Raw genomic sequence first — 21,243 nt, forward strand, 5'->3', positions numbered from 1 at the left:
AGTACCCCATGTCCTTCCAACCTGCCGAAATGCTGGTCCTGCGCCGTTTTGGTGACGATCAGCTCGTGACCCTCGCCAAGCTGGCCATAGAAACCGCTTTCCAGCCCATCGTCGAGGCGGCAACGGGGGCGACCTTCGGCTATGAATCGCTTATGCGCGGGTTTGACCGGCTGGGTTTCGGTTCGCCGCCCGAACTGCTCGACAAGGCGCATGATGTCGGCCAGCTGGCCGAACTGGAACAGATGATCAATGGCCGGGCCTTTGCCGGGTTTTCCGGCCTGCCCGGCTTCACCCACCGCATGCTGTTCATCAATATCGATGCACGCCTGATCAGCCTGGGCACCAATTTCATCGAGCGCCTGACCCAGCAGCTGATCAAGGCCGGCATCCGCCCCTCCTCCATTTGTTTCGAACTGTCCGAGCGCTTCGACAACACCAAGGATGCGGCGTTCACCGCACTGATCAACAAGCTGCGCCATGGCGGCTTCAAGCTTGCCATCGATGATTTCGGCGTTGGGTTCAACGGGCTGAAACTGCTTTGCGATTATCCGACAGACTATGTGAAGATCGACCGCCACTTCATCTCTGGCCTCGATGCCAGCCCGCGCAAACGCCACATCGTCAAGCAGATTGTGCAGATGGGGCATATGCTTGGTGCACGCGTCATCGCTGAAGGCGTGGAGACCGAAGCCGAATATATTGTCTGCCGCGATCTCGGCTGCGATCTCGTCCAGGGATATTACATCGCGCGCCCCACCACCAATGTCGGGGAGCTGCAGGATATTTATCCCCATCTGGAACAGGCCGGTAGCGGGCGCCGCCAAACCACGACGCTCGACAGCATTCTCATCCGGGCGCAGGTGCAGCGCCTGCCCGCCGTGCGCGAGAATGACGATCTCGACAATGTCTTCGAGCTTTTCCGCAAAAACCCGCAGCAGAGCTTTTTTCCGGTGCTCAGCGCCAATGACGAGCCGCGCGGTGTTTTGCACGAATACCACGTCAAGGCGATGATCTATCATCCGTTCGGCCGCGATCTCCTGAAGAACCGCATTTATCAGCGCGGCATCTCGCATTTCGTCACCGGCACCCCGATCGCCGATCTCGATACGCCCGCCGAGCAGATGCTCAAGATTTTCGCCGGGATCGACGGCAGCGACTGCGTGATCCTTACCGAGAACCTGCGCTATGCCGGTGTGCTCTCCGCCTCGTCCCTGCTGAAAATCATCAACGAAAAGCAGCTGAAGACGGCACAGGACCAGAACCCGCTGACCGGCCTGCCGGGCAACCGGTCCATCCGCGACTACGTGCAGGATATCATGCGGGACAGTTCGGTGACCCGCTTCTTCTGCTATTGCGACTTCGACAATTTCAAGCCGTTCAACGACCATTACGGCTTCCAGAAGGGCGATCTGGCCATTGGCCTGTTTGCCTCGCTGCTCCGCCATCATTTTGTCGGGGAAGACAAGTTCCTCGGCCATGTCGGTGGTGACGACTTCTTCATCGGCATGAGCGGCGGCAGCCGGACGGAAATCGAGGAACGGCTGACCGCGCTCTTGGGCGATTTCCAGACCAATGTGCTCGATCTCTATACGCCGGAAGACCGCGCCGCCGGTGCGATCCGCGCCCACGACCGATCCGGCGGCGAGCGCCACTTCCCGCTCATGCGCTGCAGCATCGCCGTGCTGGAGATCGCCGAAGGCCTCATGCATGCGGATGTCAATCGGGTCAGCGCATCCATCGCGGCGATCAAGGCTTCAGCCAAGGCCAATCCGTCGGGACTGGTGTTCAGCAATCTGACGGAAGTTTAACCGGCATTCTGGAAATTGCGGACATTCGACAGGATTTCCTTCGACAGCGCCGCGATCAGTTCGCCGTCGGCGCCCTTGCGTGGAACCAGCACGAATTCCACGTCCTCGAGTGTGGGCAGCCGGCCAGCGGGAAGCTCCTGCAAGCCTGCCGGAACCATGCTGCGCGGTTGCACCAGAACACCCATGCCGGCTCTCGCTGCCGCAATCAGCCCGCTGAGGCTGCCGCAGGTGCAGACGATGCGCCAGGGAATCTGGTGCTTTTCCAGCGTCTCCAGCGCAACCCGTCGGGTGATGCTCGGCGGCGGAAAGGCGATCAGCGGCAGCGCCTTCTGCTTTCCAACCAGACGCGCCGGATCGCGCGCCAGCCAGACCAGCGGCTCGCGATAAACCAGTTCGCCGCGCGGATCGCCAAGGCGGCGCTTGGCCAGGACCAGGTCGATCTCGCCCCGGTCGAGCATCTCGTAAAGGACGCCGCTCAGAGACACAGTGAGTTCCAGGTCGACGGACGGGTGCGCCCGGCCGAAATCCTCCAGCACATCAGGCAAACGGCTGGTGACGAAATCCTCGGAAACGCCAAGGCGCAGATGGCCGCGCAAGCTGTTCTCGGCGAAAAGCGCCTGCACTTCGCCATTGATCGTCAGCATGGTCCGCGCATGGGCAAGCAGCGCCTCGCCATCCGGCGTCAGGGCAAGACGATGCGTATCGCGCTGCACCAGACTGCGGCCAAGCTGCGTCTCCAACCTTTGGATGTGCTGACTGACCGTGGACTGCCCAAGCCCCAGCTTTTTCGCCGCCATGGAAAAGCTGCCCATCTGCTCCAGGGCGACGAAACTGCGCAATTGCATGAGATCAAGCATATGAAATCCTGAATCATGATAAGTGTTATTCCTTGCATCCTATATCATGATAGTGGATGCTGCCGCAAATCTATCGTACCGGAATGACCACCATGTCCCGTTTTTTGCCTGACAATTTCACCCTGATGCTTATTGCGACCGTCGTGCTGGCATCGTTTTTTCCTGTCAGCGGCGTCGCCGCCGGTTATTTCGGTCTGGCGACGAAAGTGGCCATCGGGCTTCTGTTCTTCCTGCATGGCGCACGCCTGTCGCGGGATGTGGTCATTGCCGGGTTCCTGCACTGGAAGCTGCATCTGACGATTCTCGCGGCCACCTTCGTGCTGTTCCCGATTTTCGGCCTGGCTGCCGGTGTGCTTGTGCCGACAATCCTGCCGCCTGCCTTCTATACGGGCATCCTGTTTCTGTGCGTGCTGCCTTCAACGGTGCAGTCGTCCATCGCCTTTACATCGATTGCCGGCGGCAATGTACCGGCCGCCATCTGCTCGGCATCCGCCTCGAATATTTTCGGCATGTTCCTGACGCCGCTTCTGGCGGGCGTGCTGTTTTCCGCCAGCGGTCACGCCGGGTTTTCGCTGGATGCGCTGCAATCCATTCTGCTGCAATTGCTGGCGCCCTTCATCCTCGGACAGGTGCTGCAGCCATGGATCGGCGATTTCATCCGCAGCAAGAAGAAAATCCTGATGCCGGTGGATCGCGGCTCCATTCTGATGGTGGTCTATCTCGCCTTCAGCGAGTCGGTGAATGAAGGCCTATGGAAGACCATGTCGCTGCGCGATCTCGGCGTGGTCATTGCCGTCAACATCGTGCTTCTGGCACTTGTGCTGCTCACGACCATGTATGGCAGCCGCTGGCTGGGTTTCTCCAAGGAGGACGAGATCGCCATCACCTTCTGCGGTTCGAAGAAGAGCCTTGCCAGCGGCGTGCCCATCGCCACGGTGATCTTCGCCGGACAGAACATCGGCAGCATCGTGCTGCCGCTGATGCTCTTTCACCAGATCCAGCTGATGGCATGTGCCGTCATTGCTCAGCGCTATGCGGATGCCCGCAAGAAACAGGCATCCGCGGCATTGGTCCAATCCGCCGGGGATAAAAAGGCTGCAACAAGCGCTGCCGGTTAGGTGGCGCGGGTTTCCAGGCTCGGATCGACAAAGACCTGACCGAGCCAGACACCGCGAAGCGTGCGCGCGCTGACCACGAGCCAGACCATGGCAAGGGCGATCACCAGCACTTCCGCAAACAGGCCAATGCTGGCAACCGGGAAAATATGGCTCAGACGCAGGGTCGCCACGGCATAGACGCCCAGCGGGAATGTATAGCCCCACCAGCCCATGTTGAACGGAATGCCGTCGCGGAAATACCGGATGGTGATCATCACGGCCATGGCCAGCCACCACAGGCCGTAGCCCCAGAGGATTACGCCGGCAAGCAGGCTCGCGCCGGAGACAGCACTGGCGACAGCGCCCAATCCATGGGCGGTGAGGATGTCGGGCGCATTGGCGCTGAGCACGAACATGCCGAGTGCGCCGGTCCCGATCGGTCCGAGGGCAAGCCAGATCGACGCGGCCATATTCGGCGCCGGCAGCTTGTGCAGCGCCATGCGCAGGAACAGCACAACGAGAATGCACATCGCCAGCGGCACGGACAAGGCCCAGAGCACATAGCTGGCAAGAAGGACGGAGAGCTTCGTGGATGCATCGGTAATGTGCGGCAGGAGCAGGCCGCCACTGACCGCCGCAACTTCGCAGGCAACCACCGGCAGAAGCCAGACGGACGTCATCTGTTCCATCGCGTGGGATTGCCGGGTGAACATCATGAACGGTATGGCAAGGCCGATTCCGACGGAAAGGACCACGTCCAGCCACCAGAGCGCATAGGCGATGGCAATGGCGCTCTCGCCCAGCCGGGCAATACCGAACACCAGGAAACCGTTGATGATGGTCGCAAGCCCCATGGGAATGCAGCCGAAGAACATCGACATGACGGGATGATCGAACACCCGCTTCGCCTCTTGGCGATAGCGGAGCCAACGGGTGACATAGGCCAGGCTGCAGGCGGCGAAGAGCATCATATTACCCAGCCACAGCGCCTCGCCCAGGGCGAACACCGCGGCTTGGCCGGGGAATTGCCCCAAGGCAACGGAAAGAATGCCCGTCCCCATCGTCGTTGCAAACCAGTTGGGCGTGAACTGACGGACAATACCCAGTCTTTTGGGCGCAATCGAACGGGGAACGGAGCGTGTCGAGGTGTCAAGCGTGGTCATGATGAATCTCTGCGTCATTGGCAGAGCATCCTTAGCAAGCGCCAACCCATCAATTCCAACGCATTAAACTTGTCAAACCAATCGACTAAATCGAATGATCGCCTATACCCGCTCTTCCGCAAGGGAAACAAAGGCATCCGCCGCCTTGCTGCGATAGCGCTCGCGGTGATGCAGAAGATAGAACGGCCGTGGCATGGTCGGATAGGCAACTTCCCGCAACAATCTAGCGCGAAGCTTGGATGAGGCAACACTGCGTGATATCAGCGTCGCGCCCACGCCGGCCTCGACAGCTCCGATCACCGCCTCATTGCCCGGCAGCACCATGGCGATATCAAGCATGGTCACGTCCATGTTCACTGCGCCAAGCAACTGTTCAAAAGCCGAGCGGGTGCCGGAGCCCTTTTCGCGCAGGACCCAGGCGACGTCCCGCAAATCCTTCGCATCAATGGTGCGGTGCAGTGCCCAGGGCTGACCGGCAGCAACCACGATCACCATGTCATCCGTCGCCACGACCCTGGTCGACAGCAGCGCATGCTCGACCCTGCCCTCCACCAGCCCCAGTTCCGCCTCGCCCGCTTCCACAGCCGCCGCAACCTGCCGGGTGTTGCCGATGCGGATATCGAGCGTAATGCCGGGATAACGTTTCCTGTAGGCGGCAAGCATGTCCGGCAGCCAATAGCCGGCAATCGTCTGGCTTGCCATGATCGAGAGCTCACCGCGCATCAGACCGGCCAGATCGGTCAATGCGGTTTCGGCGGCCTTGGCCCGCGCGACCACGACGACAGCTTCCTTCAGAAACACGCGCCCGGTCTGGTTGAGAACGATGGAACGTCCGATCCGGTCGAACAGGGTGACGCCATGTCTGGTCTCAAGCGCGGTGATGGCTGCACTCACCGCCGACTGCGTCATGTTGAGAGCCGCCGCCGCATGGGTGATGTGCTCGCGCTCGGCAACCGCGATGAAGATGCGCAACTGGTCCAGCGTCATAAACAGTCTCTCAGCAAGGATTCGGCAACAGCTTCGCCAGATTACACATATTGCCGAGCCGCGCGGGGCCTAAATTTCCGGTTGCAGACAAAACAAAGGGGCCGCACACCGTGCAGCCCCTGTTTCGTCCAGCCCGGCCCGCCTATTACTGCGCCGCCGGCTGTGCCTGCACCCGGGACGCAATGGCTTCCATCAGCTTGGCAGCCAGGGTGTCATATTTTTCATCGTAATGATGATCGCCCTGCAGCTGTATCTTTTGCACCGTGCTGAGCGACGGGTCGTTGCAGGCGGTGTCATCCTCCTGCGTACCATAGACGCACAGCACCTTTGCCGGCGGCAGTTTGGCAACGGCGGGTGCCACCTCGTTGTCGCCGCCAAGACCGAGCCACGCGCCGACCGAAACCTGGAACGGCGTGGTTTCCTCCGTGCCGATCAGACCGACCATGGCGATGCGCTGCTGCAGGTGCTCGGGAATGAAGGGCCAGGCGAAGGGTACCGTGTTGGCCCCGAAGGAATAGCCGAGAAGAACCACGGGCAGCTTGCCTGTCGGATCGGCTTTCTTGATGATGCGGCCGATATCCTTGGCGATGTCTTCCGGCTTGCGCACCGACCAGTAATAGCGCAGGGAATCGACGCCGACGACATGCACACCCTCCTTGGCGATGATATCGCCGACGGATTTGTCGATATCGCGCCAGCCGCCATCGCCCGAGAAGAACACGGCGAGATATTTCGCCGGGCCGTTGCTGCTCGGAATATCGACGATCGGCAGGGTATCGGCGGAGGCATCTTCCTTGGCAATTTCCACTGCCGCGTCGGCCGCCATCTGCATGCGCTCAGGCTTAGCCGCAGCCAGCTTCTCCTGCGCCTTGAAATAACCGGGGGTCGGCGGGCCGGACGGTGCCGGATCGGCCTTTTCCCGCACGATCACCGCCGGATTGGGCAGGTCAGCATCATAGGAATAGCTGTAGCCCTGTCCGGCCACCGGCTCGAAATCCGCCCCTTCACAGGATGGCAGCTTGGTGTTGAGCGCAACGGTCGGGTCGAGCGCGACAGCCCCCGCAAGGGTTGCCGCCGGTGAATTGGCGACCGAGGCATAGGACATCACGCCGCCTTCACCAATGCCGATCATCACAGGATGCATATAGGTATCAAGAGAAATCATGCGCTGAGCTTCCTTCGCAAGGCCCTCAAGATCGGAGACGAAATAGGTGCATTCGCCCGTATCCTGATTGAGTTGCTGACGCCATCTTTCCAGATCGACCGTCAGGACGAGGAAACCGCGATCAAGCAGCAGCTTGGACAGCACCTCGTCGTCAGCACGGATACCGCCGGTCTGCGACACGAGGATGGCAATACCGGTTGGTTTCATGCTCGGCTGCAGCAGCGGGACTTCGCTCAGGCGTTCGGACGTGACCAGAATGCGCCCGGATGTCCAGAAAGCAAGCCTTGGCACATAGCGATAGGTGACGGAAAGAATGATGCTGATAATCACAAGCGCAGCAACAAGATACAGATAAGGCCTGCGTAGAAATTTCATCGTTTAAAGACCTCGAAGGGGCTGCCGCTCACCAGATTCGTTGCATCGATCAGGGAACGTGGTGTGGCAAGGCCTGGGGGGCAAATCAGATAATAGGGTGTCCATTTCGGACCGAACTTATCCTTGAACGCGCGCAATCCGTCAAATCGATAAAATTCAGCACCACGCCGGTAGATGAACGAACCGATGCGGTTCCAGCGGGACGCGAGATGACTGTCGGAAAGGCCGGACAAGGGAGCCGCACCAAGATTGAACCACTCATAGCCCTCTGCCTTCGCCGCCATCAGCAGATTGGCAAACAGGCCATCCATGATCACGCTCGACGCATCCGGCCGGTGCCGCATCAGATCAACAGCAATTTCCTTCTGCCCCGCGCCGCGCCAGACATTGGCAAAGGCGACGATCGCGCCGTCCTTGCGCAGGACCGCGATGTCGAAATGCGAGAGGTAAGCCACTTCGAACGAGCCGAGCGAAAAACGCTTTTCGGAGCCTGATTTCATTTCCAGCCAGGCATCGGACACCTCGCGCAATTCGTCCATGACCGCCGGCGTCTGCTCCTTGGGCAGGATTTCAAAGGAAATGCCTTCCTTTTCCAGCCGCCTCGCCGCATAGCGCAGCGGCTGGCGTTTTGAACCCTCCAGCGAAAAATCGCGCAGTTCGACGCGCGCAACTTCGCCCAGCTTGAGCGCCGTCAGACCCATGTCGAGGAACAATGGCAGGCGTTCCGGTCCAACGCCATAGAAGACGGTACGCGCGCCGGTGCGGTCCGCCATGTCGCGAAATGCCCAGGCAAGCCCCCCGACGACCCCGTCATCCCCGCCGACCGGTTCGCCCATCGATACCAGGCTGCCACCGGAGCGGGCGAACATCACAAAGCCACGCCCCTTGCCGTCCATCAAAAACCGTTTGTCGCCCAGAAGCGCCAGCGCATCGGAGGCGCGCGGTGACTGCGCCACCAGATCCGGCACGTCTTCCGGAATGGGTTGGGCACGCAATTTGCCGCGCCCGACACCATTGATCACGGTGTTGATGGTGATCGCCGCCAGCAGGGTCAGCAACAGCACGCTGCCGCGCAGGAAGCGGGATGCCTGCGCATCCCAGGCAAATTCCCACCAGAGCTGGTTGGCATATTCCACATGGCGATAGGCGAAGAAGCCAAGCCACAGCACGGCAAAGGCCGTGGTGCCGATACTGGCGAGCCAGCCCCAGGTCAGCTTGAAGCTTTCCCCCATCGGCTTGCGGTAAAAGGAATCGCCGAACAGCAGGAGGACGCCTGCCATCAGGGTCAAGGCCAGTGCTTCTTCCCAGTCGAGCCCCTTTGCCAGGGAGAAGACCGCTCCAAGGCTGAAGAGAACAACGGCCATCACCCAGGCGCGCCACAGCCGCCGCGCCAGTCCCCGCGCCACGATAAGCAGCGCCAGACCGACGAAGCTCGCGCCGAGATGCGACATTTCCAGGAACGGCATCGGTACGAAATCGGAGAGGACCTCCAGGCGGCGGGTGAAGTCCGGCGTGACCGAAGAAATCAGAAGGACAATACCGCCGAGAAAGGCGATACCGGCGGAAAGCGGCGGTATCAGCGTTTCGAACACCCGCACGGCCAGCATGGTCGGCCCGGCGATAAGATGACGGCGGCGCAGTATTTCCGAGATGACGAAGCCGATGATGGCGACAAGGAACGGAATGAGGGTATAGATCGCCCGGTACGCCAGCAACGCAGCAATCGCGTCGGGATTTGTGCCAATCCCCAGACCGGCAATCATCGTGGCTTCAAACGCGCCGATACCGCCCGGCGCATGGCTGATGATGCCGAGGGCCACGGCCACCACGTAGATCAGCGCAAAGGCGGCGATACTGGGCACGGCCCCGTGGGGCATAAGGACATAGAGGGTTGCCGCCGCTGCGGCCACGTCGATCAATCCCGCAATGATCTGCAGCATGGCGCCCTGCGACGACGGCAGGCGCACCGACACGCGGCCGATACGCAGCGTGCGCTCGCGGCGTGACAGCCAGTAAAGCAGGACCGCGACCGCAAGCAGAATGGATGCACCAATCATCTGGTCGATCGCCGGACCGAACGACACAATCCAGGGAATGCGCGTGGGATCGATCACCAGCGCAACGGCAATCATGATGGTGAAGGCAAACCAGATCGCCAGCCATGACGTGCCGATGATCCGGCCGATATCGGCCACGTTGATGCCTTCGGCGGCATAGACCCGGTAACGCAGCGCGCCGCCGGTCAGCAGCGAGAATCCGAGCGCATTGGAAATGGCATATCCGGCACCGCCGGCCATGGCGGAGATATAATAGGGCACACGCTTGGGCGCGATGGTTTCCACCGCCACCACGTCATAGAGCGCGACCGCGGCAAAACTGACAAAGGTAAAGAACAGCGCCAGCAACAATGTGCTGTTCGGTATCGCGTGGATCGAATGCTTGACGGCCTTGAACGAAATCTCGCTGGACAAATGCGTCAGGACCAGCAGGCTGAGGACAGCCACGCCGACGCCGAAGAAGGCGAACATCGCCGATTTCGTGCGTTTTCCCCACGGCAATTTGAGCTGCGAGCGCGCGTTAATTCGCTGCAGCGCTTTCTCGTTGCTATGAACCGGAGACGTGGCGGGGTCAGAAATCAATGCGTCGTCTTTCCAATGGCGCCAAAATCCCCATGACTTTGGCCAGGCGTGATAAGCTATGTAATAATGGCGGCAGTATGCCACAACACAAACGCTCGATTTTGGCCGGGCCAAAATCGAGTGCACTATTGTGTGCTAGTTATTGCATTCTGATGAATTGCGCTACTGGGAGTAGGATTTGCTGCGCTAGGCCGCCTGATCCAGTGCAAGGTGGCGGTACGACCCCGGAGCCCGTACTCTTCCGACAGCTGCGGATGGCGGAGCAAGCCCCATCCCTTCGGCAATGGCCGTTGCCACCGAGTTGCTGTTCTGGATCAGGAACGAATAGCCCAGACCGGATGCGCGGATGCGCGACGCCACATCCACCGCTGCACGCCATTTTGTGGCGATGGCCGTATAATTTCCTTCGAGCAACAGTGTGGTGCGCGATGTCGGGCGCACATAGAACTCGGGACAGTAGATCAGGTCGCGCTTGGAATAGTCGGTTACAACCGCCGTCAGCCGGCCGCGAATGGCGCAGTAGTTGAAACTGCCGTCCGCATTGGCTGCACCGCCGTTGATCTCATAAAGCGGCCTGCCCGTCTCGTCGGTCCACACCACAAAATTATGGCTCGCAATCCCGGCAAAGCGCGGGATCGGATAGGAGCCAAAGAGAATGCGGTGGTTCATAAACGGGTGCTCTGGAGTTCTGGTTCGAGGAAATCAGAATCTTCAATAGACCATTTGATTTCAAAGACAACAGGGACGTTTCTAACAAAAATGTTATACGGATTTGCTTAGCCGGAACACCATCAACCTACAGACACAAAACTGTCAAACTTGAGCGCCTGCCGGTCCATTTTGGACCGGTTTGGCGCTGACCCGCATAAAACTGATCGAGATATCCCCGCAGATCAGCGCCAAAATTTATTTTGCATGTTTTCGCTGCTGACACCGCGAAAACACTTCCCTTCGCTGGCAAAATTCAGCGCAACGGGTCTTGAGATCAGACGACCCGCGCCCGAATCTCGCCGATGCCATCGACGCCGCCATGCATTTCATCGCCGCGGACGATGGCGCCCACACCGGCCGGCGTGCCGGAAAAGATCAGGTCGCCCGCCTTAAGCGTGAACAATGTCGAGAGATAGGCGATGGTTTCCGGGACATTCCAGATCAGCTGCCTGAGATCACCGCGCTGGCGTTCCTGACCGTTCACCTTGAGCCAGATGGCACCGGACGATGGATGGCCGATCTTTGCAGCCGGAACGATAGCGGAACAGGGTGCGGAAGCCTCGAAAGCCTTGGCCACGTCCCACGGGCGCCCCAGTTTCTTGGCTTCCCCCTGCAAGTCGCGCCGGGTCATATCGAGGCCGACCGCGTAGCCGAAGACATGATCGAGTGCGCTGTCGACGGCGATGTCGGTTCCGCCCTTCCCTAGCGCAATGACCATTTCCATCTCATAGTGAACATCGCTGGAGCCGCTGGGATAGGGGAAATCGCCATTGCCGGTGACCAGCGCATCCGGATTCTTCTGGAAAAAGAACGGTGGCTCGCGGTTCGGATCATGACCCATTTCGATGGCGTGATCGGCGTAGTTTCGCCCGACACAGTAAATCCGGTGCACGGGAAACAGCTTTTCCGAACCGGTCACCTGCAAAACCGGCTGGGAAACGGGCTGGAAAACAAATTGATCGTTCGGCATTATGGGCCCTTCACATGAGATTGATGACCGTGATCGGATTCGATCTTGGCAAGCTGTTTGGCACGCTACACATGGTATAGAAGTCAGACAATCGTCCAATGCAATCCGGCAAATGCAGCGTCATTGTGCCCTGTAGCAGGAATGTTCAGCCTTTATGGATCAAAGATTCGTGCATGAAAGAACAGGCGTCACCGACGATGACGCGGGGTTGCTGGACCTGGTCCAGCATGCGTGCTTCCAGTATTTCTGGGATGGTGCTCATCCCCATAGCGGGCTGGCCCGCGACCGCACCGGTAAAAATGCCGACCCGAAGAACGATCTCGTTGCCGCAGGGGCAAGCGGATTCGGTTTCATGGCCATACTGGTGGCAATCGAGCGCGGCTGGATCGAGCGGCAGGCGGCCCTCGGCCGGATCGGAACAATGCTGACGGCGCTGGAACAGACCAAACGCTATCACGGCGTGTTTCCGCATTTCTTCCATGGCAGAGACGGGTCCACCATCCCCTTTTCCAGGCGCGATGACGGCGGCGACCTCGTCGAAACCGCATTCCTGCTGCAGGGTTTGATCTGCGTGCGGCAGTATTTTGGCGCACCAGTTCCGGAAGAAACTGCGCTGCGCGACCGTATCAACCATCTCTGGCACGCTGTCGAATGGACCGCACACATCAAGCATGACGAAAAGGTCCTGTACTGGCACCACAGCCCCCGCTATCACTTCGCCCGCAATGTACCGATCCGCGGCTGGAATGAAGCGTTGATCGCCTATGTCCTGGCGGCAGGCGCCCCAAGGCACGGCATTGATGCCGACATCTATCATGAGGGTTTTGCCACCGGCAGCCAGTTCATCAACGGGCGGGATTATTACGGCATCACCCTGCCGCTCGGCCCCGATTATGGCGGGCCGCTGTTCTTCGCCCATTATTCGTTCTGCGGCCTCGATCCGCACGGGCTTTCCGACCACTATGCCAATTACTGGCAGCAGAACTGCAACCATGCCCGCATCAATTACCAGCACTGCGTCGAGAACCCGCATGGGTATCGCGGTTATGGCCCGGACAGCTGGGGCCTGACCTCGAGCCACGGCCCCACCGGCTATGTCGTCAGCTCTCCGGCCTCGGATTTCGGCCTGATCGCGCCCACGGCCGCCCTTTGCAGCCTGCCCTATCTGCCCGAGGAGGCCATGAATGCCTTGCGGCACTTTTTCCAACTGCCCCAGGCCAAGATGTGGGGACGCTTTGGCTTTGTCGACGCATTTTCACCGACCAGCGGATGGTTTGCCCGTACCTATCTCGGTATCGATCAGGGACCCGTGGTTGCCATGATCGAGAACCATCGCACCGGCCTGTTGTGGAACCTGTTCATGAGCGCTCCGGAAATTCAGGACGGGTTGCGCAAACTCGGTTTTTCCAGCCCGCATCTCGCCGCTGCCCGGCAGGAAATTTTGGAACCATTGGGCTGATTGTGCATTGCCACAAGCGGAGCGGCCGGCCACATTCTGCCGGATCGCGGCAGCCATCGGGGAGTATTCATGCAGGTTCATGCCGTTTTCAACCGCGATGGCGGCACCTTTCGCACCCTCGACATTGCGGCATTCGCCCTGAAGGCAAAAGAAATCTTCGAACAGCATGGCCATACCTTCCAAAGCGATATCGTGGCCGGCAAGGATATCGTGAAGGCGCTCGAGAATGCGGCCGCGAGGGATCGGGACGGCGTGCTGATGGCAGGTGGCGGCGATGGAACCATTTCCGCCGCTGCAGCCGTCGCCTGGAAGACCGGAATTCCGCTGGCAGTGCTGCCCGCCGGAACCATGAACCTCTTCGCCCGGTCGCTGAAAATACCGCTTGAGCTGAATGCGGCGCTCGAGAGCCTCGCCAGCGGTGTGATTAGCGCAACCGATATCTCGACCGCCAATGAGCGCGCTTTCGTGCACCAGTTCGCCATCGGCTTTCAACCGCGGATGATCAAGCTGCGCAACACGCTGGAATACAGTTCCCAGTGGGGAAAGCGCCTGGCCAGCATGCGGGCATTTGCCAAGGTGATAGGGCGCCCGCCCCGCTTTGCCGTCCGGCTGACCATCGACGGCGCATCAACCGAGCGGACAGTCTCGGCGATTTCCGTCTCCAACAACCCCTATGGCCGGGGCTTGCTGCCGATCGCCGACAGCCTGGATCAGGGGAAGCTCGGTGTGTACATCGCCGACCGGATATCGCTTCCATCCCTCGCCAAATTGGCCGCCACCGTCCTGATGGGGTCATGGCGCAACAACAACGACGTGGACGAGATATTGGCCGGGGAGGTCGACCTGCATTTTCCGCATCTTCATGGCCGTAAAAGAGCCACCATAGATGGCGAGCTCATCCCGCTGGAACGCGACGTCGTCATCAAGGTGCATGCGGGCGCGTTGCGGGTGCTGGTTCCGGCAGAGCCTTCACCCAAATGAAAACGGCGTGACTCTCGCCACGCCGTTTGAACGAAAGCTGAAGGCAATCAGCCTTCCTGCTGCTGCGCCTGCTTCTTCTTCGACTTCTTGGTTGGAGCTGCCGTGCCGCCAGCGGCTTTCTTGGCAGCAGCCGCCTCTTCCGCGGCAACCTGGTCGGCGCTCTTGGGCATTGTGTCGACGACGGAGCGGACTTTGCCCTTGTCGGTGACGGTGCACAGCGCATTGCGGATATCGACTTTCAGGGAGACTTCGTTGACGCCACCGCCGACAGCGCGTTCATCGACGGCCTTGATATTGCTCGCCGAAAGCACGTATTTGCTCGCTGCGGCAGCAATGCACGGCGCTGCGAGTTCCGAACTGACGGGCGGGCGGACCGGAGAGAATGTTGCGAATGTCGGGCCTGCACTCGGCTCGCCGGTTGTGGAACATGCGGCAAGGGGAATGAGAACTGCCAAGGGGGCAATCCGGCTTAGAATAGAGGTAGGCAGGCGCATGGCTTTCTCCGCAAAGTCTCGTCGCAGGATGATGTCTGTTTAGGCCGGAAACTATTCGCTTTTACCCATTTGTCTAGTGGCACAATCGCCACAATGGGACTTTATTGCCACAATCCCCAGATCGCTCCTTATGGTGTAACAGTGAGCATCCAGTTCAGAACGCCGCGCCAATCCGACATGCGGATGGGCGTTCCGTGGTTGCCTGTCTCGAAACGGACGAACCGCACCGGATAACCTTTCGTCGTACTGCGTATTTTCTGGTAGAACGCTTCCTGATTGTCGATCGCGAACACCGGATCGCGGCTGCCGTGACCAAAGAAAACCGGTATGCGCCGCTTGTAGGCGGGCGAACCGATGAACTTGTCCTCCCACAGGGAACCCAGCATTACCAAGCCGGAAATGTTTTTCGCTGCTTCCGCATCCTGCGCCAGTCCCCAGCACAGCGAGCCACCCATGGAACCGCAGGCGACAAACAGCTTTGCCTGCGGCGATTGCGACTTGAAGTAGGCAATGAGCCCGGCAACCTGTGCCACACCCTTGTCGCCAAAGTCGCGGAAATCGGGCGTGAGATAGAGCCCGCCATTGAGAACCATCAGGTTCTTGATGCGGTTGAAATTGCCGCCGAAGGTAAAATCATTCATGCCCTGCTGGCGGTTGCCGCCCTGCCCGTGCAGATAGATCGTGATCACGGATGCGCCGGGCTCGATTTTCCCTGCAGCCATCACCTTGACCGGGCCGATGGCGGTGGTCACCACCAGATCCTTCTGCATCCGCTTGGCGGCAAGATCGATATACCGGCGCTTGACCCGCAGTTCCGGCACATCGTCGCGGCCATTGATATCGCGCATCTCATTGTAATCGACCACGGTGTAGTCGCCGCCATCGGCTGTCTTCATGATGCCGGGATAGGCGAACAAGTCATCCTTGAAAGGCGCAAGCTGCGCGGCACATGCCGCGCTGGAAAGACCGATGGCAGCCAGCGCGCCAAGAAAAATAGTCCTGAACAAATGCAAATCCCCTGATTATCGTGCCGCTGCCACGATGGTGCCTCCGGCCAGCCGAAGCATATCGGGCGTGTCGACGTCAATGGCCGCCGCTTCGCCAAGCTCTACATCAATGACCGGAATATCGCCACGCTCCACCAGATGCCGTGCGCCGACATCGCCGGCCAGCGTAAAAACCTCGTCGAAGAGGAAGCGCGGCAGGATGACGGGATTGCCACGTTTGCCCTTGAAGGTTGCGCGGACGACCGTTTGCCCGCCGACACCCTGGAATTGCCGGATCATGGTTTGCAGATCGGACGCGGACAAGGCAGGCATATCCGCGAGCATGATCATGACGCCGTCCGAGGATGCCGGAACGTGACGGATGGCCGCGTGCAATGACGAGGCAAGCCCGCTGGCATGATCCGTGTTGAGCACAATGTTCACGGGCAGCCCGTCCAGCGCGGCGCTGCATTCCTGCGCCATGTAGCCGAGGACGGCAATCACCGGCTCGCCTCCGGCCTGGACGGCCAGTTCCGCTGACCGGCGGATCAGCGGCACGCCATCGAATGTGGCCAATAATTTGTTGGCGCCGCCCATGCGGCTCGACCGCCCGGCGGCAAGAACGGCTATGGCGACCGCCGGCCTTGGCAGCGGCGGCCTGGGGTCTCTTGGCTGTGGCCGGGTCGGAATTTCCATCAGGAGGCCGCCAACGCCCATACCGACAATATCCGCCTTGGTGACCGGAATATCGGCCAGGAGCCGGTCGATCACCCAGTCAAATCCATTTTCCTTCGGGCTTCGGGCACAGCCGGGCGCGCCAATAACCGGCTTGCCGCCGAGTTCGCCCAGCACCAGCAGGTTGCCGGGATCGACGGGCATGCCAACATGATGAACAATGCCCCCCACGTCCCGGATGGCTGCGGGAACCACGTCATCCCCATCGACCACGGCGGACGCGCCGAAAATGATCACCATATCGCTGTTGCGATGCATCTGCCGGATGGATGCCGCCAGCGCGGCTGTCTCGTGGACCGGGCGTAATTCTCCGATCAGGCTCCCGCCGCTGGCGCTCACACGCGCATCGACAACCCGCATGGTCTTGTCGAGCACCGAGGATTTCACCGACGCGAGCGTCGTCTGGATCAGGCCGACGCGCGCACCGGAAAAGGCATGAACACCAAAAGCATCACGCTGGTGTGCAAGCGTGGCGATTTCATCGAGAACGGCCTTCGATACGGCAAACGGGATGATCTTGATGGTGACAACCATCTGCCCCGGCTCCACCCGCTCGAATGGTTTGAGCGTGGCTATCGTGACCGACGCATCCACCGAATTGATCGCATTGATCAGGTCGGCATCCACCGTAAAAAGCCCGGCGGTCTGCGCGTAGCAGTTCACCCGTCCGGTGGAGGCAGGGCCGGCCTGAATGCCGAAGCACTGCAGGGCAGCGGTTATCTGCCGGGCGGCAGCATTTTCCTCGACGTCACCGGCATCAAGGCGCGCCGCCGTGACATGGGTAACACCGGCACCGCGCAATTGCGCGATATCGTCTCCAGTCAGGACATGTCCCTTTTTCAGCTTGACCGCGCCCGCATGGGTGGAATGGGCAAGAATGGCGCCGATGGCCTGATCGAGGGGGGTATCGCCGAAAATCATGCGGTCTTTTCCAGTGTTTGGGCCGTACGCAGCCGGCGTGCCCGGAAGGCCTTGATGACTTCCGCCAGCACGGCGACGGCAATTTCCGCCGGACTTGCCGCACCGATGTCGAGGCCGATCGGCGCATGGATGGCGGCAATGCTTTGCTCGTCCAGGCCGAGTGCCTGCAACCGCTCCACCCGCTTGGCATGGGTTTTGCGGCTGCCGAGCGCACCGATATAGAAGCATCCGGCCTTCACGGCCTGTTCCAGCGCATAATCGTCAATCTTCGGGTCGTGAGTCACCACGGCAACAGCCGTATAGGCATCGAGCGGGCGGCCTTTCAGCGCATCCTGCGGCCATTCGGCCAGAAGCCGCACATCGGGAAAACGGTCCGGCGTGGCGAAGGCCGTGCGCGGATCGATGATCTCCATGTCATAGCCCGCCAGCCGTGCCATCGGCGCCAGCGCCTGGCTGATATGCACGGCACCGATCACCACGAGACGCGGCGGCGGCAGGTGAACGTTGAGAAAGAACGACCGGCCGTCCACCGCGGCGACGCCGGACTGTCCGGACAGGAATGCCTTCGCGATCACTTCACCCAGTTGCCCGGCGACAGGATCGCCCTCCCGGATGACCCGGTCGCGGCCGTCGCCGAGATCCGTCAACAGCAGCGCCGCCCTGCGGGCCCGGCGTTCAATATTCAGTTTCTTGAGGCAATAGGGATCCATGATGCAATCTCAGCCAAGCCGTTCAACATAGACTTTGATGCGGCCGCCGCAGGACAGGCCGACCTGCCATGCCGTTTCGTCGGCAACACCAAACTCCAGCAGCCGGGGTTCGCCGGTGGTGATCACATCCATGGCCTCGGCGATCACCGAACCCTCGACACAGCCGCCGGAAACCGAGCCTTCAAAATTGCCCTTTTCATCAATGACAAGGTGGCTGCCGACCGGACGCGGCGCCGATCCCCAGGTTTCGATGACCGTGGCAATGGCAACGTCACGCCCGCCGGACATCCAGCGCTCGGCGACGAGCAGCGGATCGTGTTCACTTGTGCTTTGCTGTGTCATGGCCATGCCTCCCGTACCATTATGCGTATAAGCTGGGTTGCTGGGAAGAACTTTGCAACCAGCGCTTGGGATCATCGCGCTTTTCCGATGGGCGGCTCAATGCCTGGCACAAATCCTCCAGCGCATCGAGATTGTGCACGGCGCGAAAATCATCGACATAGGGCAGCATGGCCCTGACGCCGCGGGCGCGCGGCTCGAAACCTTCAAAGCGCAGCAGCGGGTTCAGCCAGATCAGGCGGCGGCAGGATTTTGCCAGCCGTTCCATCTCCGCCTCAAGCCCGCTGGTTTCCTCGCGCTCAAGGCCATCGGTAATCAGCAGCACCACCGCCCCCTGCCCAAGCACCCGGCGCGACCACTGACGATTGAACACACGCAGCGTCTCGCCGATGCGCGTTCCGCCCGACCAGTCGTGCACGGCGCCGGTGCAGTGCGCAATCGCATCGTCCGGGTCGCGGTAACGCAGCGGGCGGGTGATATTGCTCAGGCGCGTTCCGAAGACAAAACAATGCACACGGCGGCGCTTGGCCATCATCGCATGCATGAAATGCAGGAAAATGCGGGTATACTGGCTCATCGAGCCGGAAATATCGGCAAGAACCACCAGGGGCGGGTGAATTTCCCGCCGCGACCGGAATTTCGGCAGGATGAGGTCGCCGCCGGTTTTCAGGCTCGACCGCATCATCGCCCTGGGATCGATGCGCGGGCCCTTCGGATCGGCCCGGAAGCGACGCGTCGCCACTTCATCGACCGGCAGGCGGAGCTGATCCATGGCGCGCCGCGCCTGCGCCAGTTCATCGGCAGTCATCTGGGCGAAATCCTTCGACCGCAGCACTTCCCTGCCGGAAAAGGTGAAACGCGCATCGATATCGATATCCGGCGGCCGCTCTTGCGGCGCGTTGCGGGCCGTGCCCTTGAACAGCGCTTCAGCAACACGGGCTTCCGCGGCCTTCGGCTTCGGCCGTTCCCGTGCCACGGCAACCGGCGAGAACATCGCCAGCATTTTCTCGATCAGCTCGCGCGAGCGCCAGTACAGCCGAAATGCCTCGTCAAAGGTGGCGTGATCCTCGCGCCTGGTGACAAGCACGCTGTGCAGCGTCCAGTAAAAATCGTCGCGCGAACCGATGCCGCCGGCAAGCACCGCCTCGATGGCGTCCTTGACCGCCGCCGGGCCGACCCGCAAACCCGCGTTGCGCAAGGTCCTGGCGAAATAGACGATGTTATCCGCCAGCCGGCTGTCCTGCCGGGGAGTTTGCGGGGAAGAAGCGAATGTCTCCATGTCAAGCCGCGTTCAATTCTGCCTTGACCTCATCGAGAATGCGCCGTCCTTCGCCCGTTGCGATGCGCGCAATATCGTCCTGATATTTGAGCAGCACGCCGATGGTGTCGGAGATGGTTTCCGGATCGAGCGCCAGCTTGTCCATCTCGGTCAAGGCACCCGCCCAGTCGATGGTTTCGGCAACGCCGGGCAGCTTGAAAAGGTCCATGTCGCGCAATTTCTGCACGTAGCGGACAATTTCCGCCGACAGCCGCTCATTGGCGGCAGGCACCTTGCGCCGGACGATTTCCAGCTCCCGTTCCGCCGAGGGATAATCCACCCAGTGATAGAGACAGCGGCGCTTCAGGGCGTCGTGGATTTCCCGCGTGCGGTTGGTGGTGATGATGACAATCGGCGGTTCGGCGGCGACAATGGTGCCGAGTTCCGGCACCGTCACCTGATAGTCCGACAGAACCTCCAGCAGAAAAGCCTCGAAGGCCTCATCGGTCCGGTCCAGCTCATCGATCAGAAACACCGGCGCCCGGCCAGGTTGGCCCGAAAGCGCCTGCAGAACCGGCCGCCGGATCAGGAATTTTTCAGAAAAGACATTGCGTTCGATGGCTGTCTTGTCGGCTATGCCGGTCGCCTCATCCAGCCTGATCTCGATCATCTGCGCGGCGTAATTCCATTCATACACGGCGGAGGAGATATCGAGGCCTTCATAGCATTGCAGGCGGATCAGCGGCCGATCCAGCGTCGACGCAAGAACCTTGGCAATCTCGGTCTTGCCGACGCCGGCTTCGCCTTCAAGAAACAAGGGCCGTTTCATCCGCAGGCTGAGAAACAGCACCGTCGCCAGCGCCCGGTCCGCCACATAGCCGCCGGTTTCAAGCAGTGCCAGCGTCGCGTCGATCGATTGCGGCAATGATGAAACAGTCTGGTCGGCCATGAAATCTCCGTTTTGGACCTATTCCCCTACACCATGATAGGAGCGGTTGAGATAGACAAGCGATTGGCCGCGTTCCCCGGTATTGAGCGCGGTGACCTTGCCGTAGATGACATAATGCGTGGCAACCTCATGGGTGGCAATGATGCGGCAATCAAAACTGGCGAGTGCGTTCATCAGCACTGGCGCACCGGTCTGCAGCGTTTGCCACTGCCCGAGGGCGAACCGGTCCTCCTGCGGCAAATCCCCCTTGCCGGAAAAGGCCTCGGAAATCGCCCGCTGGTCCGCCGAAAGCACGTTCAGCGCGAAAACCTGGTTTTCGATGAAAAGATGATTGAATTCGTGTTGCCGGTTCAAACAGACCAGAATGGTGGCCGGATTGTCGGATACGGAACATGCGGCAGAAATGGTCACGCCGCGTCTGCCCGCCGGTCCATCGGTGGTAATGACGTGGACCGCTTCCGCAAAATGACTCATGGCATTGCGGAATGCGAGAGGTTCTATTTTCTGGTCCTTGGCGATGAGCACAGTTTTATTTCCGTTGTCCAAATCATCACTAACGCAACACGCGGCCGAACTATAGCTGTAGAATATTTTTTCTGCGGCTTGGACTCTTTCCGGCGGAACGAGCCAATATTATCG

19 protein-coding genes are annotated in these 21,243 nt (G+C 60.3%); 4 read left to right on the forward strand and 15 right to left on the reverse strand.

Features of this window, described 5'->3' with window-relative positions:
- Positions 1 to 8 precede the first annotated feature (8 nt).
- Entirely contained in the window at positions 9 to 1,808 is a 1,800-nt protein-coding gene (locus ACIQWS_RS10210; RefSeq protein WP_403175998.1) for a GGDEF domain-containing protein, read from the forward strand.
- Here the strand turns inward: ACIQWS_RS10210 and ACIQWS_RS10215 are convergent.
- Positions 1,805 to 2,665 (reverse strand): LysR family transcriptional regulator, encoded by an 861-nt coding sequence (locus ACIQWS_RS10215; protein ID WP_403176003.1) that lies wholly within the window; start codon positions 2,663 to 2,665, stop codon positions 1,805 to 1,807. The genes ACIQWS_RS10210 and ACIQWS_RS10215 overlap by 4 nt on opposite strands.
- A 92-nt stretch (positions 2,666 to 2,757) precedes the next feature.
- Here ACIQWS_RS10215 and ACIQWS_RS10220 point away from each other — a divergent pair, with 92 nt between their 5' ends.
- The gene (locus ACIQWS_RS10220) at positions 2,758 to 3,783 is read left to right on the forward strand and encodes a bile acid:sodium symporter family protein (protein WP_403176007.1); all 1,026 of its coding nucleotides are present in this window, start codon (positions 2,758 to 2,760) and stop codon (positions 3,781 to 3,783) included.
- Here the strand turns inward: ACIQWS_RS10220 and ACIQWS_RS10225 are convergent.
- From ACIQWS_RS10225 to ACIQWS_RS10250, 6 genes are all read right to left on the reverse strand, one after another.
- Positions 3,780 to 4,943, reverse strand: a complete 1,164-nt coding sequence (locus ACIQWS_RS10225; protein WP_403176010.1) for a TDT family transporter — start codon at positions 4,941 to 4,943, stop codon at positions 3,780 to 3,782. The genes ACIQWS_RS10220 and ACIQWS_RS10225 overlap by 4 nt on opposite strands.
- Positions 4,944 to 5,027: 84 nt before the next feature.
- Positions 5,028 to 5,912, reverse strand: coding sequence for a LysR family transcriptional regulator (locus ACIQWS_RS10230; protein WP_403176012.1), 885 nt, complete (start codon positions 5,910 to 5,912; stop codon positions 5,028 to 5,030).
- A gap of 145 nt (positions 5,913 to 6,057) precedes the next feature.
- Complete coding sequence (locus tag ACIQWS_RS10235) at positions 6,058 to 7,452, reverse strand: virulence factor family protein (RefSeq protein ID WP_403176014.1); 1,395 nt, start codon at positions 7,450 to 7,452, stop codon at positions 6,058 to 6,060.
- Positions 7,449 to 9,980: a bifunctional lysylphosphatidylglycerol flippase/synthetase MprF gene (mprF, locus tag ACIQWS_RS10240; protein ID WP_403176018.1), complete on the reverse strand. Its 2,532-nt coding sequence runs from the start codon at positions 9,978 to 9,980 to the stop codon at positions 7,449 to 7,451. Before mprF ends, ACIQWS_RS10235 begins: the two co-directional genes overlap by 4 nt.
- A 297-nt stretch (positions 9,981 to 10,277) precedes the next feature.
- A complete protein-coding gene (locus ACIQWS_RS10245) occupies positions 10,278 to 10,760 on the reverse strand; it encodes a hypothetical protein (RefSeq protein WP_223612993.1) in 483 nt (160 codons plus the stop codon).
- A 316-nt stretch (positions 10,761 to 11,076) separates the two neighbouring features.
- Complete coding sequence (locus tag ACIQWS_RS10250; protein ID WP_403176025.1) at positions 11,077 to 11,772, reverse strand: fumarylacetoacetate hydrolase family protein; 696 nt, start codon at positions 11,770 to 11,772, stop codon at positions 11,077 to 11,079.
- A gap of 154 nt (positions 11,773 to 11,926) precedes the next feature.
- On the opposite strand from ACIQWS_RS10250, the gene ACIQWS_RS10255 reads away from it, so the two are divergent.
- Both ACIQWS_RS10255 and ACIQWS_RS10260 read left to right on the forward strand, forming a co-directional pair.
- Positions 11,927 to 13,231: a glucoamylase family protein gene (locus tag ACIQWS_RS10255; protein WP_403176028.1), complete on the forward strand. Its 1,305-nt coding sequence runs from the start codon at positions 11,927 to 11,929 to the stop codon at positions 13,229 to 13,231.
- A 69-nt stretch (positions 13,232 to 13,300) separates the two neighbouring features.
- On the forward strand, positions 13,301 to 14,212 hold the full coding sequence (locus tag ACIQWS_RS10260; protein ID WP_403176032.1) for a diacylglycerol/lipid kinase family protein: 912 nt from the start codon (positions 13,301 to 13,303) through the stop codon (positions 14,210 to 14,212).
- Between the two features lie 47 nt (positions 14,213 to 14,259).
- Here the strand turns inward: ACIQWS_RS10260 and ACIQWS_RS10265 are convergent, their stop codons facing one another.
- The 8 genes from ACIQWS_RS10265 to ACIQWS_RS10300 form a co-directional block, all read right to left on the reverse strand.
- On the reverse strand, positions 14,260 to 14,706 hold the full coding sequence (locus ACIQWS_RS10265; RefSeq protein ID WP_403176035.1) for a hypothetical protein: 447 nt from the start codon (positions 14,704 to 14,706) through the stop codon (positions 14,260 to 14,262).
- Positions 14,707 to 14,834: 128 nt separating this feature from the next.
- Positions 14,835 to 15,713: an alpha/beta hydrolase gene (locus ACIQWS_RS10270; RefSeq protein WP_346308079.1), complete on the reverse strand. Its 879-nt coding sequence runs from the start codon at positions 15,711 to 15,713 to the stop codon at positions 14,835 to 14,837.
- Between the two features lie 15 nt (positions 15,714 to 15,728).
- Positions 15,729 to 17,348 (reverse strand): molybdopterin-binding/glycosyltransferase family 2 protein, encoded by a 1,620-nt coding sequence (locus tag ACIQWS_RS10275; protein ID WP_346308080.1) that lies wholly within the window; start codon positions 17,346 to 17,348, stop codon positions 15,729 to 15,731.
- A complete protein-coding gene (locus tag ACIQWS_RS10280) occupies positions 17,345 to 18,058 on the reverse strand; it encodes an XdhC family protein (RefSeq protein ID WP_346308081.1) in 714 nt (237 codons plus the stop codon). Before ACIQWS_RS10280 ends, ACIQWS_RS10275 begins: the two co-directional genes overlap by 4 nt.
- Positions 18,059 to 18,067: 9 nt before the next feature.
- Positions 18,068 to 18,400 carry an XdhC family protein gene (locus ACIQWS_RS10285; RefSeq protein WP_223612986.1) on the reverse strand — a complete coding sequence of 111 codons (333 nt, stop codon included), beginning with the start codon at positions 18,398 to 18,400 and terminating at the stop codon, positions 18,068 to 18,070.
- Positions 18,401 to 18,419: 19 nt separating this feature from the next.
- Positions 18,420 to 19,676, reverse strand: coding sequence for a VWA domain-containing protein (locus ACIQWS_RS10290; RefSeq protein ID WP_403176045.1), 1,257 nt, complete (start codon positions 19,674 to 19,676; stop codon positions 18,420 to 18,422).
- A 1-nt stretch (position 19,677) separates the two neighbouring features.
- Positions 19,678 to 20,604: an AAA family ATPase gene (locus ACIQWS_RS10295; protein ID WP_403176049.1), complete on the reverse strand. Its 927-nt coding sequence runs from the start codon at positions 20,602 to 20,604 to the stop codon at positions 19,678 to 19,680.
- Between the two features lie 18 nt (positions 20,605 to 20,622).
- The gene (locus ACIQWS_RS10300; protein WP_374042771.1) at positions 20,623 to 21,123 is read right to left on the reverse strand and encodes a flavin reductase; all 501 of its coding nucleotides are present in this window, start codon (positions 21,121 to 21,123) and stop codon (positions 20,623 to 20,625) included.
- Positions 21,124 to 21,243 lie beyond the last annotated feature (120 nt).

The organism is Phyllobacterium sp. NPDC097923 (assembly GCF_044760925.1).
Lineage (GTDB): Bacteria > Pseudomonadota > Alphaproteobacteria > Rhizobiales > Rhizobiaceae > Phyllobacterium > Phyllobacterium calauticae.

Excerpts from the sequence above, each read along its gene's own strand:
- ACIQWS_RS10210 (WP_403175998.1), top strand. The coding sequence starts at position 9 with ATGTCCTTCCAACCTGCCGAAATGCTGGTCCTGCGCCGTTTTGGTGAC.
- ACIQWS_RS10215 (WP_403176003.1), bottom strand. The coding sequence starts at position 2,665 with ATGCTTGATCTCATGCAATTGCGCAGTTTCGTCGCCCTGGAGCAGATG.
- ACIQWS_RS10220 (WP_403176007.1), top strand. The coding sequence starts at position 2,758 with ATGTCCCGTTTTTTGCCTGACAATTTCACCCTGATGCTTATTGCGACC.
- ACIQWS_RS10225 (WP_403176010.1), bottom strand. The coding sequence starts at position 4,943 with ATGACGCAGAGATTCATCATGACCACGCTTGACACCTCGACACGCTCC.
- ACIQWS_RS10230 (WP_403176012.1), bottom strand. The coding sequence starts at position 5,912 with ATGACGCTGGACCAGTTGCGCATCTTCATCGCGGTTGCCGAGCGCGAG.
- ACIQWS_RS10235 (WP_403176014.1), bottom strand. The coding sequence starts at position 7,452 with ATGAAATTTCTACGCAGGCCTTATCTGTATCTTGTTGCTGCGCTTGTG.
- mprF (WP_403176018.1), bottom strand. The coding sequence starts at position 9,980 with ATGTTCGCCTTCTTCGGCGTCGGCGTGGCTGTCCTCAGCCTGCTGGTC.
- ACIQWS_RS10245 (WP_223612993.1), bottom strand. The coding sequence starts at position 10,760 with ATGAACCACCGCATTCTCTTTGGCTCCTATCCGATCCCGCGCTTTGCC.
- ACIQWS_RS10250 (WP_403176025.1), bottom strand. The coding sequence starts at position 11,772 with ATGCCGAACGATCAATTTGTTTTCCAGCCCGTTTCCCAGCCGGTTTTG.
- ACIQWS_RS10255 (WP_403176028.1), top strand. The coding sequence starts at position 11,927 with ATGGATCAAAGATTCGTGCATGAAAGAACAGGCGTCACCGACGATGAC.
- ACIQWS_RS10260 (WP_403176032.1), top strand. The coding sequence starts at position 13,301 with ATGCAGGTTCATGCCGTTTTCAACCGCGATGGCGGCACCTTTCGCACC.
- ACIQWS_RS10265 (WP_403176035.1), bottom strand. The coding sequence starts at position 14,706 with ATGCGCCTGCCTACCTCTATTCTAAGCCGGATTGCCCCCTTGGCAGTT.
- ACIQWS_RS10275 (WP_346308080.1), bottom strand. The coding sequence starts at position 17,348 with ATGATTTTCGGCGATACCCCCCTCGATCAGGCCATCGGCGCCATTCTT.
- ACIQWS_RS10280 (WP_346308081.1), bottom strand. The coding sequence starts at position 18,058 with ATGGATCCCTATTGCCTCAAGAAACTGAATATTGAACGCCGGGCCCGC.
- ACIQWS_RS10285 (WP_223612986.1), bottom strand. The coding sequence starts at position 18,400 with ATGACACAGCAAAGCACAAGTGAACACGATCCGCTGCTCGTCGCCGAG.
- ACIQWS_RS10290 (WP_403176045.1), bottom strand. The coding sequence starts at position 19,676 with ATGGAGACATTCGCTTCTTCCCCGCAAACTCCCCGGCAGGACAGCCGG.
- ACIQWS_RS10295 (WP_403176049.1), bottom strand. The coding sequence starts at position 20,604 with ATGGCCGACCAGACTGTTTCATCATTGCCGCAATCGATCGACGCGACG.